General features: G+C 50.4%; 16 protein-coding genes. All 16 read left to right on the plus strand.

What is annotated here, in order from left to right; translation table 11 throughout:
* Position 1 precedes the first annotated feature (1 nt).
* Positions 2-391, plus strand: a complete 390-nt coding sequence (locus OH458_RS00270; RefSeq protein WP_269976879.1) for a hypothetical protein — start codon at positions 2-4, stop codon at positions 389-391.
* Between the two features lie 40 nt (positions 392-431).
* Positions 432-1,325, plus strand: a complete 894-nt coding sequence (locus tag OH458_RS00275; RefSeq protein WP_269976880.1) for a Mu-like prophage major head subunit gpT family protein — start codon at positions 432-434, stop codon at positions 1,323-1,325.
* Between the two features lie 76 nt (positions 1,326-1,401).
* Positions 1,402-1,806, plus strand: a complete 405-nt coding sequence (locus OH458_RS00280) for an HI1506-related protein (protein WP_269976881.1) — start codon at positions 1,402-1,404, stop codon at positions 1,804-1,806.
* Positions 1,807-1,808: 2 nt separating this feature from the next.
* Positions 1,809-2,237: a gp436 family protein gene (locus OH458_RS00285; RefSeq protein ID WP_269976882.1), complete on the plus strand. Its 429-nt coding sequence runs from the start codon at positions 1,809-1,811 to the stop codon at positions 2,235-2,237.
* On the plus strand, positions 2,234-2,671 hold the full coding sequence (locus OH458_RS00290) for a phage tail terminator protein (protein ID WP_269976883.1): 438 nt from the start codon (positions 2,234-2,236) through the stop codon (positions 2,669-2,671). The genes OH458_RS00285 and OH458_RS00290 overlap by 4 nt, the downstream gene beginning before the upstream one ends.
* Positions 2,661-3,569: a phage tail tube protein gene (locus tag OH458_RS00295; RefSeq protein ID WP_265555939.1), complete on the plus strand. Its 909-nt coding sequence runs from the start codon at positions 2,661-2,663 to the stop codon at positions 3,567-3,569. The genes OH458_RS00290 and OH458_RS00295 overlap by 11 nt, the downstream gene beginning before the upstream one ends.
* Before the next feature lie 68 nt (positions 3,570-3,637).
* The gene (locus OH458_RS00300; RefSeq protein ID WP_102586068.1) at positions 3,638-3,964 is read left to right on the plus strand and encodes a hypothetical protein; all 327 of its coding nucleotides are present in this window, start codon (positions 3,638-3,640) and stop codon (positions 3,962-3,964) included.
* A 20-nt stretch (positions 3,965-3,984) separates the two neighbouring features.
* Positions 3,985-4,302 carry a hypothetical protein gene (locus tag OH458_RS00305; protein ID WP_102586067.1) on the plus strand — a complete coding sequence of 106 codons (318 nt, stop codon included), beginning with the start codon at positions 3,985-3,987 and terminating at the stop codon, positions 4,300-4,302.
* Positions 4,286-7,075, plus strand: a complete 2,790-nt coding sequence (locus tag OH458_RS00310) for a tape measure protein (protein ID WP_269976884.1) — start codon at positions 4,286-4,288, stop codon at positions 7,073-7,075. Before OH458_RS00305 ends, OH458_RS00310 begins: the two co-directional genes overlap by 17 nt.
* Positions 7,075-7,683, plus strand: coding sequence for a hypothetical protein (locus tag OH458_RS00315; RefSeq protein ID WP_269976885.1), 609 nt, complete (start codon positions 7,075-7,077; stop codon positions 7,681-7,683). Before OH458_RS00310 ends, OH458_RS00315 begins: the two co-directional genes overlap by 1 nt.
* A gap of 8 nt (positions 7,684-7,691) precedes the next feature.
* Complete coding sequence (locus OH458_RS00320) at positions 7,692-8,285, plus strand: hypothetical protein (RefSeq protein ID WP_248340048.1); 594 nt, start codon at positions 7,692-7,694, stop codon at positions 8,283-8,285.
* Positions 8,286-8,699, plus strand: coding sequence for a DUF6950 family protein (locus tag OH458_RS00325; RefSeq protein ID WP_206955243.1), 414 nt, complete (start codon positions 8,286-8,288; stop codon positions 8,697-8,699).
* Positions 8,699-13,558 (plus strand): phage tail tip protein J-related protein, encoded by a 4,860-nt coding sequence (locus tag OH458_RS00330; protein ID WP_269976886.1) that lies wholly within the window; start codon positions 8,699-8,701, stop codon positions 13,556-13,558. Before OH458_RS00325 ends, OH458_RS00330 begins: the two co-directional genes overlap by 1 nt.
* A gap of 10 nt (positions 13,559-13,568) precedes the next feature.
* The gene (locus OH458_RS00335) at positions 13,569-14,966 is read left to right on the plus strand and encodes a hypothetical protein (RefSeq protein WP_269976887.1); all 1,398 of its coding nucleotides are present in this window, start codon (positions 13,569-13,571) and stop codon (positions 14,964-14,966) included.
* 20 nt (positions 14,967-14,986) lie between these two features.
* Positions 14,987-15,361: a hypothetical protein gene (locus OH458_RS22110; RefSeq protein WP_443088484.1), complete on the plus strand. Its 375-nt coding sequence runs from the start codon at positions 14,987-14,989 to the stop codon at positions 15,359-15,361.
* Positions 15,345-15,515: a hypothetical protein gene (locus OH458_RS00340; protein WP_269976888.1), complete on the plus strand. Its 171-nt coding sequence runs from the start codon at positions 15,345-15,347 to the stop codon at positions 15,513-15,515. The genes OH458_RS22110 and OH458_RS00340 overlap by 17 nt, the downstream gene beginning before the upstream one ends.
* The last annotated feature ends 312 nt before the right edge of the window (positions 15,516-15,827 follow it).

Below are 15,827 nucleotides of genomic sequence, written 5' to 3' on the forward strand. Positions count from 1 at the left end.
CATGAGCTCTGTTTATGCACGTCGCGCTGGCATTAAGCGCGCCTACCCTATGAAAGCATCGGTCAAGATTGGTGCTGTGAATCCGGTGTTCTTGCTGGCTGGTTTGGCGGTTCCTTTCGCCTCTGCCGATGGCACGGCAAAGTTTGCAGGTATCGCAACCTTTGAAAAGGACAATGTGGGTGCCGATGGTGAATTGTTGGTTGAAGTCGAGCATCAAGAGTTTGCTCTCGTCAACTCTGGTGATGTGGTGAACGCAAGCGTAGGCAGTACGGCTTACTTTGCGAATGCGACGTCTGTCTCCATCGACAGCAGCACAAACTCTCGCCCAGTCGCAGGCATCATCACCCAGCTTGAAGGTGATCTTGTGTGGATTAGTCCTGCCGTGGCGTAAGCCTTGGCAGTTTCAGATTACGTAGCGTAGGAGCTATCAAATGATTACATCAGGTGCAAACCTATCGATTTTGTACACGGCAGTGAAGGCGAACTTCCAGCAAGGCCGTGGCATGTATACGCCAATGTGGAGCAAGGTAGCTACGCTGGTTCCTTCAACCACAGGAACAGAGAACTATTCGTGGCTTGGTGAATTCTCTCGCTTGCGTGAGTGGATTGGCGAGCGCCAAATTAACCGCATGAAGCTGCACGGTTACTCGCTCACCAACAAAAAGTTTGAAGCGACGGAAGGCATTCCTCGCGAATACGTTGAAGATGATACCTACGGCGTCATGATGCCTAAATTCCAAGATATGGGATATGCAGCGGAATCTCACCCAGACGAAATGACCTTTGCTCTATTGGCAGCGGGTTTTACCACCAAGTGCTATGACGGTCAGTTCTTCTTCGATACTGATCATCCCGTCGGCGAAGAAGGTCAAACGGCCTCAGTATCTAACATGCAAGCAGGTGCGGGTAAGCCTTGGTTCTTGCTCGATACGAGCCGTCCGCTTAAGCCGCTCATCTATCAAAAGCGCAAAGATTACAACCTAACCAACAAGACCGACGCGTCAAACTCTGATCACGTTTATATGCTGGATGAATTCCTGTATGGCGTTGATGCTCGTGGTAACTGGGGTTTTGGTTTCTGGCAACAAGCCTTTGCTTCTAAAGCGACTCTGGATGAAACCAACTTCGACTCTGCAATGCAGAATATGATGGAGTTTAAATCCGACAAAGGTCGCCCGCTTGGTATCAAGCCGTCTCTGTTGGTGGTTGGCCCGTCAAACCGTGCAGCCGCTCGCGCTTTAATCGAAACCGAACGCAAAGCAAATGGTGGTGACAACCCGAACTACAAAGCAGTTGAGTTGCTTGTGGTGCCTTGGTTGGAATAACAGCCTTTTAGATCAGCATGGATAGGCGCTAATCAACACATGCGCCTATCTGGTTAAGTTTTGGAGAGATAATGCAATGTCTGAAGAAGTTAAAAGCATTCTTGTTATCAGTGCTGCGCATGACGGTTACCGCCGTGCGGGGATGGCTTTCAAGAATGGCGAAAACCTGCTACCAGCAAGTCAGTTCACCGAAGCTCAGTTGGCGCAAATTCAAGCCGATCCGCATCTGCGATATGAGCTACATCAAGAAGATGTTGATGGTGGCGATGCATCGGGGCCCGTGGACGGGGTTTCGGGTGGCGTTGGTTTGATGGATGCCATTAAGCAGCTAGACCCAAGCAACGAAGCGCACTTCACCAAAAGCGGCAAGCCAGAGCTAAAGACGCTCTCTGCCATTGTTGGCCGTAACGTGACTGGTGCAGAGCGCGATGAAGCCTGGGAAGCCATTCAAGCAACAGCTGACGACGCAAGCGGAGAGTAACGATGTACTGCACAGCGGACGATATGATCAAGCGCTTTGAGCGAAACGAGCTGGTAGAACTAACGGACAAGGACGGCTCAACAGGTGACATTGTGATGCCTGTTCTTGACCAAGCCATTGCTGACGCAACCAGCACCATTAATGGCTACCTTTCTGGGGTTGTTCGCCTGCCGCTTTCTAGCCCGCCAGAGAATTTGAATCGTCTCTGTGCAGACATCGCCCGTTACTACCTGTATGACGATGTGCTCGATGATGCTCATCAAGCGGCGCGTCGTTACAAAGAAGGCGTGGATTATTTGAAGCTAGTTGCTGCCGGAAAAATTCGCCTAGACATGCCAGTTGAAGACGCAAACGCCAGTGCGACCAATCTTGCGGAGTTCTATAGCGCTGGCAGTGTGTTTGCGCGGGATAAGTCGAAGGGCTTTTTATGATTGATATCGCTGATTTGGTCACAAGGCTTTCGGACAAGAGCGTCAAAACGCCGCCTTGGGTAGATGTGAAAGAAATCTCAGATCTATCAACGCTAGACATCAGCAGAAGCGGAACGCGCGGCATAACGGTGTTCGTGTTCTCGCAGGGTGAGCGAGTGGCGGCGGATGTTCGCGGCTCTGGCCCATATCTTCAAACCGTCACCGAAACCATTGGCGTGCTGATTGTCGCCAAGGTAGTGAACGATAACAAATTTGATTTTACGCCCGTTCGTCAAGCATTGCGTGAGCGCCTTTTTGGTTGGTCGCCCCATGCGGATTATGAGCCTTTCTGGCTTGGCGATGGTCGATTGATGAACGTGCAGAGAGGCCAGGTAACTTGGCTGGATAATTTCATTACTGAATACACAGAGGATCAGAATCGCTATGGCTCGTAAAGCTCGAAAAAAAGTGATCGCTTATGCCACAGAAACAACTTACGGGCAGGATGCGATCGACGGTGGCACACCTAAATATCTTCTTGGTCGTGAGTTCTCGATTACGCCAATGGCCGGCGAGTCCACTCCGCTGGATTACGATGACGGTTTGCTTGGCAACTCTGGTGAAATTGTCACTGAGTTATATGTCACAGTGGAATTCACGGTAGACCTAGCGTCAGGCGGCGCAGCGGCAACGCCAGCGCCTTGGGGTGATCTCATGAAGGCTTGCCTTCGCTCCGTGACAACAGGTGCTGATAGCAGTACTTACGCTATTGACGATGCGGTTGAATCTTCGCTCACGCTTTATTTCTACCAAAGCGGAGTGCTGCACAAAGTCACTGGTGCTCGTGGCTCTTTATCCATGGCGGCGAACGCGAAGAGCTTCGGTGGTATTACGTTTAGCTTCTCTGGTTTGTTCAGTGTGGTGAGTGCCTCTGCATTGCCTGCTGCTGATTTCACGCCATGGAAAACACCACTCAAGATTGGCGTGGAAAACTCCGCGTTCACCATTGACGCCGCGCCAGTCAAAATGATTTCGCTTGAGTATGACCAAGCAAACAGCGTGGTTTACCAAGAGTATGTTGGTCATGAGGAGGTCATCATTACCGACTTTGCGCCAACAGGTACTCTGGTGATTGAAGCGCCAGACCTCGCCACCTTTGATCCATTTGCAGCGGCAAAGGCGGCGCTGCCTCATGCACTGGTCTTTACCAATGGCCCTGTTGGCAATCAGGTCGAGTTTTCTAGCACCAAGGTGCAACTTGGCCGACCAACCTACGCAGACCAGGACGGAACGCAAACCTACAGCATTCCTCTGCGGTTCTTGGGCAACAGTGACAAGTTCGTCACGCGCTAACCCAATCTAAAGCGCTCTTTATGGGCGCTTTAATCCCCATTCAAACCCGAATTAAAGAGAGACGACGAATGTTTAAAGTAACAAGCGAATGTTTGGTGAAGAGTTGGCCTGCGGTGGTTGAAATGCCAGCAGATGGCGGTGTGATTGAGAAGTTTAATATCACGCTTGATCTGCTCATTCTCGATGTGAATGAAAACGGCAAGGTGCTTAATGGCGACAAAAAGGCGCTCAAGAATATTGTTAAAGGTTGGTCAGGCATTTTTGATAAAGACGGCAAAGAAATGCTGTTTAACGAAACCAACCTAGACGCCCTGCTTCTTAACCAATTTTTCGTTATTGCGGTTTTCCGCGCTTATACCCAAGCCTCTAACGGTCAGGCCGCTGAAAAAAACTGATAGATGCGGTGCGCTCTTTTATGAGAGCGCCCGCCGTTTCGCCACAGGACGATAGCGAGTGGCAAGCAGAGAAGGCCCTTTGGGGCATCGAAGATTTAGATGAAGAGCCAGAGGATGAAAGCATATTGCTCTGGCAGGAAAACTGGGATGCAGTGATGTGGTGGTTATCCATTCCCTGCTTTCTCAAGTGGAACATGGGGGCTTGTCTTGGCATGGATGTATTTGCCGTTAAGGCAGATGCGGAAATGAGCGCAAGGAGCATCAACCCAGACGATTACAACAAGCTCAAAGTGATCGCAAGAACAGTGACCGAGGAACTTAATGGCAGGAAACAGTAAAGATCTTGTTTTAAGGCTGCGATTCAATGCCGAAAACAAAGAGTTCATTGGTCAAGTGAAAAGCTCCGCCAAGGTCGTTGACGATTTGGGCACCAAATCCAACAAAGCGGGCGCGGGGCTAAAAACGCTGTCTAAAGAGTCGCAATCAGCAGGTGGCGATCTCTCCTCTCTCAAATCTCAGGTGCTTGGTTTGGCTGGCGGTTTCTCGGCGCTGGCCGTAGCCATCAACGCGAAAGATACGCTCGGCCAATACCAAGACATGCGCACGCAAATCACGGCGTTGGTGGGCGGTCAGGAGCAGTGGCTGCAAACGGAGCAATATTTAAATCAGGTAGCGCAAGAGCACAACAAAACCATTCTCGACATGGCTCAAAGCTATGCGCGTCTTTCTGTGCTTCAAGAGGCAGGCTTGGTGACGCAGCGTGAAACCATGATGCTGTTTGAAGGCATGAGCAACGCCCAGAGCCAATTAGGCGCAACTACAACGCAGCTAGACCAAGCCATGTATGGCTTATCTCAGGCGTTGGCTTCACCAATCGTTCGTGCGGAAGAGTTAAATCAAGTGGTTGAACCTTTGCCAGGTTTGCTCAATAAGCTTGATAAAGCGGCAGGGCTGAATGCAGGCGGATTCCGCCAGATGATGCTTGACGGCAAAGTCACCAGTGACTTCTTCAAAACCACGCTGATTAAAGCGTTGGCGGATTACGAAGGCGCGGCAGCGCGAACGGCGCAAAACGTCAATGCGCAGCAGGCAGCGTTTTCTCGCTCTTATCAGCAAATGGTTCTTGCGTTTGAAAAGCCCATTTCAACCGTGTTCTCAAACTCCATCTCTGCCAGCGTTTCAGTGCTCGATACTTTCGCGGCCAATGCGGATCTTATTACTGATTTGGTTGGCGTAGCCTTGTTTGCTGCTATGGGCCGTGGTGCGGCAGCAGTTGGCACGTTAACGGCGGCTAAGCTGCAAGCGGTGGCGGCAACGCGCCAAGAGATCATGGCTGAGCAACAAAAGAACGTGGTTGAACTGGCGTCGATTCAATCTGAAATTCGCCATTTGGAAGTGATGCGTGCTACCAATGCGCAGCGCTTTGCCGCAACGGGTGCGGTGAATGCACTTGCTGCGGCAGAAGCGAGAGAGAAAGTGGTGAAAGATGCGCTGGCGGCTTCACAGGCTCGCCTTAATGTTGTGATGAGAGCAGGCACTGGTTTGATGGCACTGCTTGGTGGCCCTGCGGGTGTTGCCATGATGGCGGCGGGTGCAATCGGCTACTTTGCTTTAACCAGCTCGGATGCGAAAACCAAAACGGACAGCTTTAGCGAAAGCATCGAGTCTTTGCTTGGTCAGATGAGCAAGCTGGAAGAGCAACGGCTTGCAAAAGGTCTTGAGGAGCGCCTCAAAGCGCTGAAAAACGTGGAGTTGCAAATCGAGACCATCAGCAAGCGCAAAGGCACCGAAGACATTGGAAGGCGCTTGGCTGAGCTTGCCAAGCTGCGCGACGCAGAGCAAAAACTCAAGCAAGAGATTGTTGACATCGAGGATAAGATCTACGAAGTCCGCAGCCGCCCATCCCCAGAAAAAAAGAACTCGCCCACTAGTGAGCAAGAAGAAGCCGCCAAGGCAGGTGAGCGCCTACTAGAAACATTGTCACGCCAAGCGGCTCTTTATGGCAACACATCGGAAGTGGCTCGCGTTCGTTACGAGATTGAGAAGGGTTCACTGCAAGGCATTAACGACCAGCTCAAAGAGCAGTTGTTACTGCAAGCAAGAGTCATAGACCAAAAGCGCGCCGATGCCGAGAAGGTTAAGACAGAGAAGAAAACGGACAAAATTGACGACTTCTTTGCCTCTTCCGATGAGCTGAATAACGAATTTCTGATGCGCTTGGCCGTTCAAGCGGACTACGAGAACAAAGCCAAGATTCAAGAGCAATACGCCTACACAGAGCGACAAGAGCAGCTTCAAGCGCAGTTTAATGCCGCTTATGAGCAAGCTCGCGGCAACCAAGAGCTGATGCATGCGCTTGAGAGTGAGTATTTCCAGAATCGTCAAATCCTGCGCCAAGCGCACGAAATGAACCTAACGGAAATTACCCGCCAAGAAGAAGAAAAGCGCAGAGCGATGATGCTACAAAATGTGGGCTTTGCCTTGAGTTCTGGCGAGCAGATGTTTGATGGCTTTGCGGCTCTGGCAAAAACCTATAAAGGCGAGCAGTCAAACACCTATCGCACTCTTTATTCAATCAGCAAAGGCTTTGCGGTGGCTCAGGCTGGCTTAAACCTTTGGATGGCAATCTCTAACGCATCCGCTGTTCAGCCTTGGTATGCAGCAGCGGCCGCAATTGCCTCTGCCACGGCGCAAGGTGCTGGCATTTTGGCAAGCCTAAAAAGCTCAAACTATCAGGGCCAAGCGCACGACGGCATTGATCGCGTGCCAGCGGCCAATGAGGGCACTTGGCTGCTCAAGGCAAATGAGATGGTGCTTAACCCCGCTCAAGCCGATAACTTCCGCTGGATGGTTGGCGTGATGCAGCAAATGAAAGCCGCCTTTGGTGCGATGTCGGCATCGAGTGCCGGCACAAGTTACGGCGGTGGTGTGGTGGTCAATATTCACACCCCAGTTGGCACGCAAACAAGGCAGCAAGAAAGCGTGGCGCCAGATGGCAGCAAGCAGCTCGATATCTATATCGAGAAGGCGAAGCAAGCCACGCTGGATGCGATGTATCAAGATGCAGACAACGGCGGTCCAATTACAACCAGAATCAGAGCGAGTGCGTAATGTCAGAACCATTGCTTACTGAAAACTTAATTCCAACCCTTTCGGAGTTTCGATTGGGAAGAACGGAAAGGCTAAACAAAAGCGCGTTCACCGAAGCGGCGCAAGTAATTGGTAGCCCCACTGGGTTATGGACGGCGCAATTGAGGTTTGAAAACGTGCGCACCGCAGATGCTAGAGCGTTGATCGGCTTTCTTATCTCGCTTCGCGGCGCTTCGGGCAATTTCCGTCTGTTTGATTGGTCTGCGCCAAATGCTAATGGCGCTGGCGGCACGTATCCAGTGACGGACATTTCCCAATCGGCTCCTGGTCTTGTTGTGATCATCACAACGCTGCCAAGCACAAAGCTCGCCTCGGTTGGCGACTATGTGGAAATTGGCGGTGAACTAAAAGCGCTAATAGCCGATGTCAATACCGATGAGCTAGGTAAGGCGACGGTGTTGTTTGAGCCGTTCCTGCGCAATCCAATCATGGTGGATACGCAAGTGAGCTTTGATAAACCAACAGGCAAGTTTCGTCTTGCGCCAGGTTACAAGGTGCCAAGAATGACCAGTAAAAAATTAGTGCATGCAGAGATTACTATCGACTGCATTGAAGCAGTCACGATTTAGGAGCGGTTATGGATATTTTTAGCCCAGACATGATTGCGGCAATGGAAAAGCCAGAAGTGAGTTTGATCTACGCGGTGCGCTTAGATATGCCAACGGGCATTTCTCGCCTTCATACCGATATCGGCACGTTTAATCACTTCCCCTTCGACCCAAACGAAAAATATTACGGAGTGGGCAACTTGGGCGGTATTGGTGATGCGAATTACGGCGATGGGGATGAAACCTCTCCGAGCATCACACTAGAGCTTTCGGTGAAAGACGATGCAATCCGCGCTGAGATTTTGGCAGGCGGCTATCAGGGAAGGGCGGGTGAGCTCTTTTTGGTCGCGATGGATGCGGTGGGTCGCGTGGCGGCTTGGGCATTGATGTTTGATGGCGTAATGGATACCGCCTCAATTAAGCAAGGCACCACCAACGTTATTCAGTTGCCGCTTACCGCACCAGATGACGCAATGGAAAAGGGCTTGAATTGGCGCTGCACTGACGAGTCTCACAAGGCGCAATTCCCAGATGATGAGTTCTATCAATACACCAAGTACATGGAAGATTTCGTGATCTACTGGGGCAACGCAAAAGACGGCATCCCGCTTAAGGACTTCTAGATGAACAAAATAGAAAAACTGAATGCCTTCCTTGCTCAGTACGCAAATAAAGGCTTTGCAACGGGCGTTAATGATTGCGCTCTTTTTGTTTCCGATTGGGCGCTTGCTCTAACAGGTGAAGATTTGGCCGCGCCATTTCGCGGACGCTACAAGACCGATTTAGGCAGCGCGCGGCTGATTAAAAAGCTTGGCTACAAAGGTTTGGAAGATTTGGTTTACCGAGAGTTCGATCGCATCGCTAAGCGAAGAAAAAGCCCGCTAATGGCTCAGCGTGGCGATGTGGCTTGGGTGATTGGTTCAAAAGAGCGCGTTTGCGGTGTAGTGGGTGCGAGTGGTGTATTGGTGCTTGGCGTTACAGGATTGGTCTCACTGCCGCTTTCCTCAATTGTCTGTGCTTGGGAGATTGAAGGCTAATGGGTGTAGAAGTAGTAGCGGCGCTGGTTATTGCGGCCGTTTCAGCCGCAGCAAGTGTTTACGTTTCGGTTGAGGCGAAAAAGCAAGCGAAGAAAGCCGCAGACAAAGCAAGAAAATCCGCAAGCCGAGATGCGCAAAAGTACATGTTCAAGAGTGCGGTAGCGGCAAAGCAAATTGTGCTTGGTCATCCTGTGCTTTCTGGGCCTATGATTTTTGCGGCAGAACAAGGCGCGCCAAACGATGCCGGTGAAGGCGAATGGGTTCACTTTATCGTTCATCTTGCTGGTCACGTTTGTGATGATGTGACGCATGCATGGCTTGATGATGTTCGATTGAATCGATTGGGAGCATCAACATCAGGTGCGGATATCGAATTTCGCCATGAAAATGGCTTAGGGTTCGTTTACGTCTATCTCGGTGAGCAGACGCAAGCGCCGTCAACGCTGGCGAACTTGCCGGATTGGAATGCGAATATGATTGGCCGTGAGCAGTGCTTTGCTCATGTCAAGCTTAAGTCTGACCCTTCAAAATGGGCAGGCGGCATCCCTAACCCTAAATTTGCTGTTCGCGGATTAAAGGTGTTTGACCCGCGCATCAATCAAACCACATGGACAGACAATCCTGCCTTGCTCGTTCGTTGGTATCGCAACGCCCTTAAGCAAGGGGTGGCGATGGACGATACTTACATCACCTCAGCTAACATTTGTGATGAAGTTGTCGCAACGCCAGAAGGCGGGCAAGAGAAGCGCTATCGCTGTAACTACGCATTCATGGCCGACCAAGCGCCAAGAACCATTCTTAGCACGATTCGCGCAACGTGTGATGGCATTAGTTTGCGCGTGGCTGGGCGTCATGCCTTTCAGGTTGGGGCTTATTATGGCCCAGGTATCACAACGCTGACCGAAGATGACATTGTTGGCGACATCACGACAATGCCAGATGTCCGCCGTCGCGATCGCATTAATACCATCTCAGCCAAATACACAGACCCGCTCTCAAACTGGAATGAAGTAGACATGCCTCGCGTAGTGCATGAGGGTTATTTGGCGCAAGATGGCTATGAAGTGGTAGATGACTTGGATCTACGCGCCGTGCCAAGCCCGTATCAGGCGCAGCGCTTGGCGCTTATTCAAATCCTTACCACGCGTGATGCGATGTCTATCGAGTTCACATCAAACTTGCGTGGCACGCGTTTGTTGCCTGGCTCTGTGTTTAGGTTGAACTTGCCAGAAAACGAATGGGATGGCGTTGAGTTCATTGTTTCCAAGTGGAAATACAGCACTAATGGCCTAGTCACATTGGTGGCTAAGCAAACCAAGCCTAGCCATTACGCATTTAACGGCGATACCGCGAAAGTGCCATCGCGCCCAGGCGTGCCATCTCTCGTCAGCCGTGACGTGCCAGCTGTAACCAATCTTTCCTATGCAACGCTGGCAGATTCAAACACGCTTCAGGCCGTCATTACTTGGCAGCACAAGAGTTTGGGCATCTCCACGTTCGAGCTCAGCTTCTACAAAGATGGCGAATTCCTGCGCAAAGAGCTAACGGTTGATAAGCAATACCGCCTGCAAGACGGCTTTGAGGTTGGTCAGTATCAAGTTCAGGTGGTGGCAATCAGCTATGAGCGACGATCGCCTATTGCCAGCTTGGTGTTCAATGCCTCAGCACCGCAAACGCCAATCGGTATCGATGTAAAAGCAGAGAACTGGGCGCTAGGCCTAACGCCTGTGAGTGCTGGTTTGGTGAACTTTGACACCATGTATGACTTTGCGCTTGGTTTTGAGCAAGGCGCAACCGATGAACAAGTGGAACAGTACATCGTAGGCCGCGCAAAGGTCATCACGGTGAGCAACCTAAAGGCCAATGCTACCTATCAAATTGCGGTGCGCGAAGTCTCTCGTTGGGGTAAATCTGGCTGGTATCGCAGCAGTGCGCAAACCACGTTCAATAGCGATGACGTCTTAGAGCTTATTGACGGCAAAGTCACGCAAGAGATGTTAGATGGCAATTTAAACGACTTTCTAACGCAGGTTGATGAGCGTTCAAAAGAGACGCAAGAAAGCGTGGCTGACCTCGACATTAGCCTTGGTCGCATCCAAGATCTCAACTCCACACTGTCTCTCTCTGTGCTTGGCCTAACCTCTTCTGTTGCAGCAATGGAAGACGAATATCAACGCCGATTCCTCAATGGTGAGGCGATGATTGGCGCGGTGGTTCAGATTGATCCGGAAACGGGGAAAATCGTTAACCTTGCGTTCAACTACACCGAGCAAAAATTCACTCAAGCGGGATTGCTTATTGATGGCGTTGAGGCATCGGTCAAGATTCAAGCGCAAGAGATTCAACGCGTAGAGCAAGAAACGGGCGACAGAATCACCGATGCTGAGGCTCAGATTTTGGTGAATGCCGATCAGATTGCGCTCAAAGCAAGTTATACCGAAGTTAATGAGATTGTTGCAGGCGCGCTAGATGCCATTACGCCTGCGCGTTCTTGGCAATTCAACACCACCAATGAGGGCTGGACGGGTGCTACATGGGTAGCTGGCGGTCACGTTACGGGAACGGCGTTTTCTATCGCTGGCCTAGACATCAATGCAGATGAAAACCCCGCATTCCGCATTCGTGTGCAGTCATCAGCATCGGGTACGCTAAGTTGGAACGGCGGCGCGCAAAACGTGGCCCTGAAGCAACCGGCAGACCCAAGCCAGTTTGAGGTGATTATACTTACGCTCACTGAGGCTGATGGTTGGACTGGTGCAATCCAATCGCTTGAAATTAACTTCGATGCCACCATTGATTTCATTGAGGTGGGCAAGCCTTCGGCGGCAGAGCAAGCGCTAGAAGACTTAACAGCAAGAACAACGCACATCGAGCAGGTGTTAGATCCTGCCAATGCTCGCTGGGGAATTTACATCACCCAAGAGTATTGGGATGGCAATGCGCTAAAGCTTAGCGACGTTCAGCAAGAGATAGATGCCTATGATGCTCGATGGGTTGTTTCAGCGACCATTCAGGAGCTAAGCGCTAACGGCACGATTGCCAAAGCAAACAGCGCTCAAACATGGGTAGATGCCGCAAACGCCAACATTACCGACGTGGTAACAAGTTACGTGTCGCAACCAGGTGGCATCAATGACCAGTTGGAAGATGCAGATTCACGCCTTAATTCCGCTCAGCAAGAGATTGATGCACTTGAAGGCTCCATCACGCAAACCATTACTAGCCTTTCTGATGTTCAGGGCGCGCTAGGGTTGGATGAGGATGCAGGCTTTAACGACATCATGGGTGCGTATAAGGATTTCTTGGCAAAACAAGAGTTTCAGGAGCAAAAGATTTCGTTCGCTTACGCGGAGCAAAAAATCAGTGCCAACTCAACGGCCATTGCCTCTCAGGCACAAAGAACGCTAGAGCTAGCGGCGTTTCAGAATGAGCAGCAAGCCACCTTAACGCAAGTGCAGCGAGCAATAGCAACGCAAGAGCAAGCGTTGACAGATAGCGTCGAGCAGCTCACCGCCAAGATTGAAACAGACGATGCCGAAGTGCTAGCCAGCGCCAATGAATACACTCGCGCTGCTGTGGGCTATTGCGTAGATGCGCAAGGCAACATTACCTCAGAGACGGATGCGGTTTTGTGTGTTCAGGCTGGTCATAACTGGATTCAAGGCCCGCTTGCTGAATACATCCGCAACTTATCCATCCAGAACGCGGCGGGCGAAACGGCCACCATTTCCGACATGATGCAAGCCTTTGAAAACGAGGAAGGCAAACTGATTGCCCGCGGCGGCATGACAGTGAACAATCAGGGCAAGATTTCCGGCTTTGTGAACACCAATGACGGCACGTTGTCTCAAACAGACTTTATCGCCGATTTCTTCCGTATTGGCACAATGAATGGCGAGAGCTTCGAGACTGTATTTGGTCTCGATTCCGTAAGCCGAAAGCTGGTGCTAAAGGGGCGATTGATTCTTGACGATGGCTCGCTCATCTCCAATAAAGATGAGCTTCAAGGCAAGGACGGCACTATTTGGGGGACGCTAAAGCTTCGCGATGGCATTTTCCCAAGCGATGCGCTTGCAACGGCAGACTTCACAGCTCGCTATGGTCGAGCGCCAATACTCGATGACATGCTCACATACGTAAGCAATGATGGCTCAGTGTCGAGCACGAAGAGCTATAACGGCACGGCCTGGGTAGCGCCAGCGTTAAGGCTTAGCGGAGACCTAATCACACCAGGGACAATCTTTGGCGATCGCTTGGTCGCAGGGAGCGAGCTGACCTCGCCAGTTATCAAGGGCGGTGAGGCATACTTTGGCAAAGAGGCTGGTGCGCCATTTGATGGCTATCACACCAAGATTTCGCAAGATGGCCTGATTCAAACGGATAGGATTCAGGCGACTGGTGGTGATTTCGATAACGTCACCATTGGGGAAAACTGTGAAATTCTAGGGACGCTAACGGCTGGCCAGATTGAAGGGGATATCTTTAGGGGTATCGTCATAGATAAGCTGAGTTTTGATGTGGGTAACACCAACGGCTCAGAGGGTGTTTATATTGAAATAGATGTCGATCCCAGAGATTACTGGGTTGATTATTGGTTTCCTGAGATTTACACAAATAGCTCGGATGGTTTTTTGTATGCTTACGTTGATGACAACCTAATCTATTACTCTTCAAGTAACTATGCAGGCGATGCGCGTTACAAAACATTGCGGTACTTCGGTTTTTCTTTAAGTGTTCCGCCGTCTATCGGTGCATCTAAGATAACTATTAAACTAAGAAATCAAACGCCTCCAGGGACCTCAAATCCCTCGGTCGGGCTGCCTAAACAAAAATTTCTGGTGCAATACTGGAAAGCATAAGGAAAAAATCATGTCTTGGATTACTTTAACCTCCGTCACAGCAACCAACGGACAAAAAACGGTTGCAGTAAACAGCGGCAGAACCGCCAACATAAAAATTGGGGATGCGTTGAAAATTGGCGCTTTCGACATCTACGAAATTGAGGGCGTGTTTGCTAACGAACTTTCGCTGAGAGAGCCTTGGGGCAACGCCACGCAAACCAACGCAAAAGCGGTTGTTGTGCCTACCTTTGGCGATTTCAATGCAGCAGTAACAGCAATGCGCGACCTCACCGACGTAGCTATTGGAAACCTAACGGCGATAGAAGATTGGGGTACAAAAGCAGGCGAAGTAACGTTCACAGGCAAAGACGGCACAACCTACACCGCCAGAACCTTGCAGCAGATGGATGATGACGTTGCGGCTATCGAGCGACAATCGTTAGAAATCGCGAGAACAGGCGCGCTAGAGGCGTTAGTGGCCATCTCTGGCGGTAAGTGGGTGATCATCACCGATGATTTCGGTAACGCCCAAGTTGTTCGCCGTGTGCCTATTCACACCTTTGAGGACCTAGCAATAGCAGGATGCCCATTCACAGGCCCGTTAGATTGCTTCATTCGCCAAGATGCAACCCTGCGCCCCTATGTTGACGTGCCCGTATATTTAGCTAGTGACCTAGCAGGTAAAGCGGTATCACAAGCAGATAAAGACCCGTGGACAGCAATCAACGCAGACACAGCAAGAGCAAGAAGCGAAGAGCTCAGTGCTAATTCACTAATGATGAGCCAAGAGATTTGGGCAATGCTGTGCTGGAACATGCTATCCCAAGGCTTTCAGCCTCGCGGTAACACCGAATACGGGCGCTCACACTCAAACAAAAATGAGTTTGGCCGCAGAACAGACGGTAAAGTGCCAGACGACAGAAGCGGCTCAGCGCGCACGCTAACCGGAACAGGCCCCGAGGCATGGCGACACGACGGCACTGTTTTTGGCATCGCTGACATGGTCGGAAATGTCTGGGAATGGGTTGACGGAATGAAGATGGTTGACGGCCAGTTCATCGTTGCTGAGTACACAGGCCAACCAGAAGCGGAATGGTCCGCAACAGGCGTTTACATTAGTGAGACAGGTCAATTTACCAACGTGGCTCCAGTAACGCTAAACTCAGGCAATCAAGTTTGGGGCAGCATGCCGAAAGCGTCAGGTTATGCTGGAAACGAGCGCTTGCAAAGATTGATGATTGAGCCGATTGCTTGCACTAGCGCGCTAGGCGGTAGATTTTATTGGAACCTTGACGGCGAGCGCTTCCCGTTCCGCGGTGGCAACTGGTACGGCGCGTCCAATGCTGGCCCCGCTGCGCTGCTCTGCAGCGATCCGCGTTCTGACGCGAGCAGCGCCCTCGGGTTTCGCTCCGCTTTCGTGTCCTGATTCTTGGTATTTTGTGTTTTGTGTCCTGCGCGATAGCGCAGGCTTTTTTCTTTTCGGTAACGCAGTTGAACGACGAACTAATAATACAAACAAAAACCAGAGATATGATGAAGTATGGTTTTATCTGTCTTCGCCAGTTTCCAAAAAATGAGAGGTTTATTCTTTGTGCAGACATTAGACGGTCAATGTATAGCATGCTTAGGCTAACCGTTGTTGCATCAAAGAGGTATCACAAGAAGACGACCATTCAAGATCTTGATATCGAGCCCTCAGATATAAAGCTGATACTGTCCAGCTATATGGGTTGCGCCACGCACGCCAATGCTTACAATTTAATCAACAATGTTTTATCGGTTCCATTCACTAGAGGTTACGAAAATGCAGAGGCAGTTTAGTTATTATTTTGATGGTGTCAGATACACCAACACAGAGCTTTCGTTCTTGCGCTCACTGGTTAAAAACGCTGACGACCCGCAAGCAGTTATCGATGGCATTATTGAGAGCGAAAGACGATTCAATGAGGAGTTGACTGGCAGCAGTTCAAGTTAACTTTAAACGCTGTTTAAACCGTTTATGCCTAGTAAAATGAGCAATTAGATGATTGCTCATTTTTTTAGGCTAATGTGTTCATTTTCGGCGGCGCGCTACAATGGCCGAGGGTGATGGGGCTATCCCCGATACTTGCAATTTTAAATGTGAGTGAATCACTAGAGGCGGCATTGCTCCCAAGTGACTCTACTTCGAATTGTCTGTCTTTTGTGTTTGTGCCCATAGGATATCTCCCTTTGATACAAATCGAATGTTATAACATAACAATTAATACAATTAAATGGGCATAATATCCTTGGTTAGAGAGGAAAG

Origin of the sequence: Vibrio sp. MarTm2, from assembly GCF_027587055.1 — a bacterium.
Classification (GTDB): domain Bacteria; phylum Pseudomonadota; class Gammaproteobacteria; order Enterobacterales; family Vibrionaceae; genus Vibrio; species Vibrio sinaloensis_D.

Bases quoted from the DNA above. Each gene is read 5' to 3' on its own strand.
- OH458_RS00295 (WP_265555939.1), top strand. From the start codon at position 2,661: ATGGCTCGTAAAGCTCGAAAAAAAGTGATCGCTTATGCCACAGAAACA.
- OH458_RS00305 (WP_102586067.1), top strand. From the start codon at position 3,985: ATGAGAGCGCCCGCCGTTTCGCCACAGGACGATAGCGAGTGGCAAGCA.
- OH458_RS00270 (WP_269976879.1), top strand. From the start codon at position 2: ATGAGCTCTGTTTATGCACGTCGCGCTGGCATTAAGCGCGCCTACCCT.
- OH458_RS00335 (WP_269976887.1), top strand. From the start codon at position 13,569: ATGTCTTGGATTACTTTAACCTCCGTCACAGCAACCAACGGACAAAAA.
- OH458_RS00285 (WP_269976882.1), top strand. From the start codon at position 1,809: ATGTACTGCACAGCGGACGATATGATCAAGCGCTTTGAGCGAAACGAG.
- OH458_RS00340 (WP_269976888.1), top strand. From the start codon at position 15,345: ATGCAGAGGCAGTTTAGTTATTATTTTGATGGTGTCAGATACACCAAC.
- OH458_RS00280 (WP_269976881.1), top strand. From the start codon at position 1,402: ATGTCTGAAGAAGTTAAAAGCATTCTTGTTATCAGTGCTGCGCATGAC.
- OH458_RS00290 (WP_269976883.1), top strand. From the start codon at position 2,234: ATGATTGATATCGCTGATTTGGTCACAAGGCTTTCGGACAAGAGCGTC.
- OH458_RS00320 (WP_248340048.1), top strand. From the start codon at position 7,692: ATGGATATTTTTAGCCCAGACATGATTGCGGCAATGGAAAAGCCAGAA.
- OH458_RS00330 (WP_269976886.1), top strand. From the start codon at position 8,699: ATGGGTGTAGAAGTAGTAGCGGCGCTGGTTATTGCGGCCGTTTCAGCC.
- OH458_RS00325 (WP_206955243.1), top strand. From the start codon at position 8,286: ATGAACAAAATAGAAAAACTGAATGCCTTCCTTGCTCAGTACGCAAAT.
- OH458_RS00300 (WP_102586068.1), top strand. From the start codon at position 3,638: ATGTTTAAAGTAACAAGCGAATGTTTGGTGAAGAGTTGGCCTGCGGTG.
- OH458_RS00315 (WP_269976885.1), top strand. From the start codon at position 7,075: ATGTCAGAACCATTGCTTACTGAAAACTTAATTCCAACCCTTTCGGAG.
- OH458_RS00310 (WP_269976884.1), top strand. From the start codon at position 4,286: ATGGCAGGAAACAGTAAAGATCTTGTTTTAAGGCTGCGATTCAATGCC.
- OH458_RS00275 (WP_269976880.1), top strand. From the start codon at position 432: ATGATTACATCAGGTGCAAACCTATCGATTTTGTACACGGCAGTGAAG.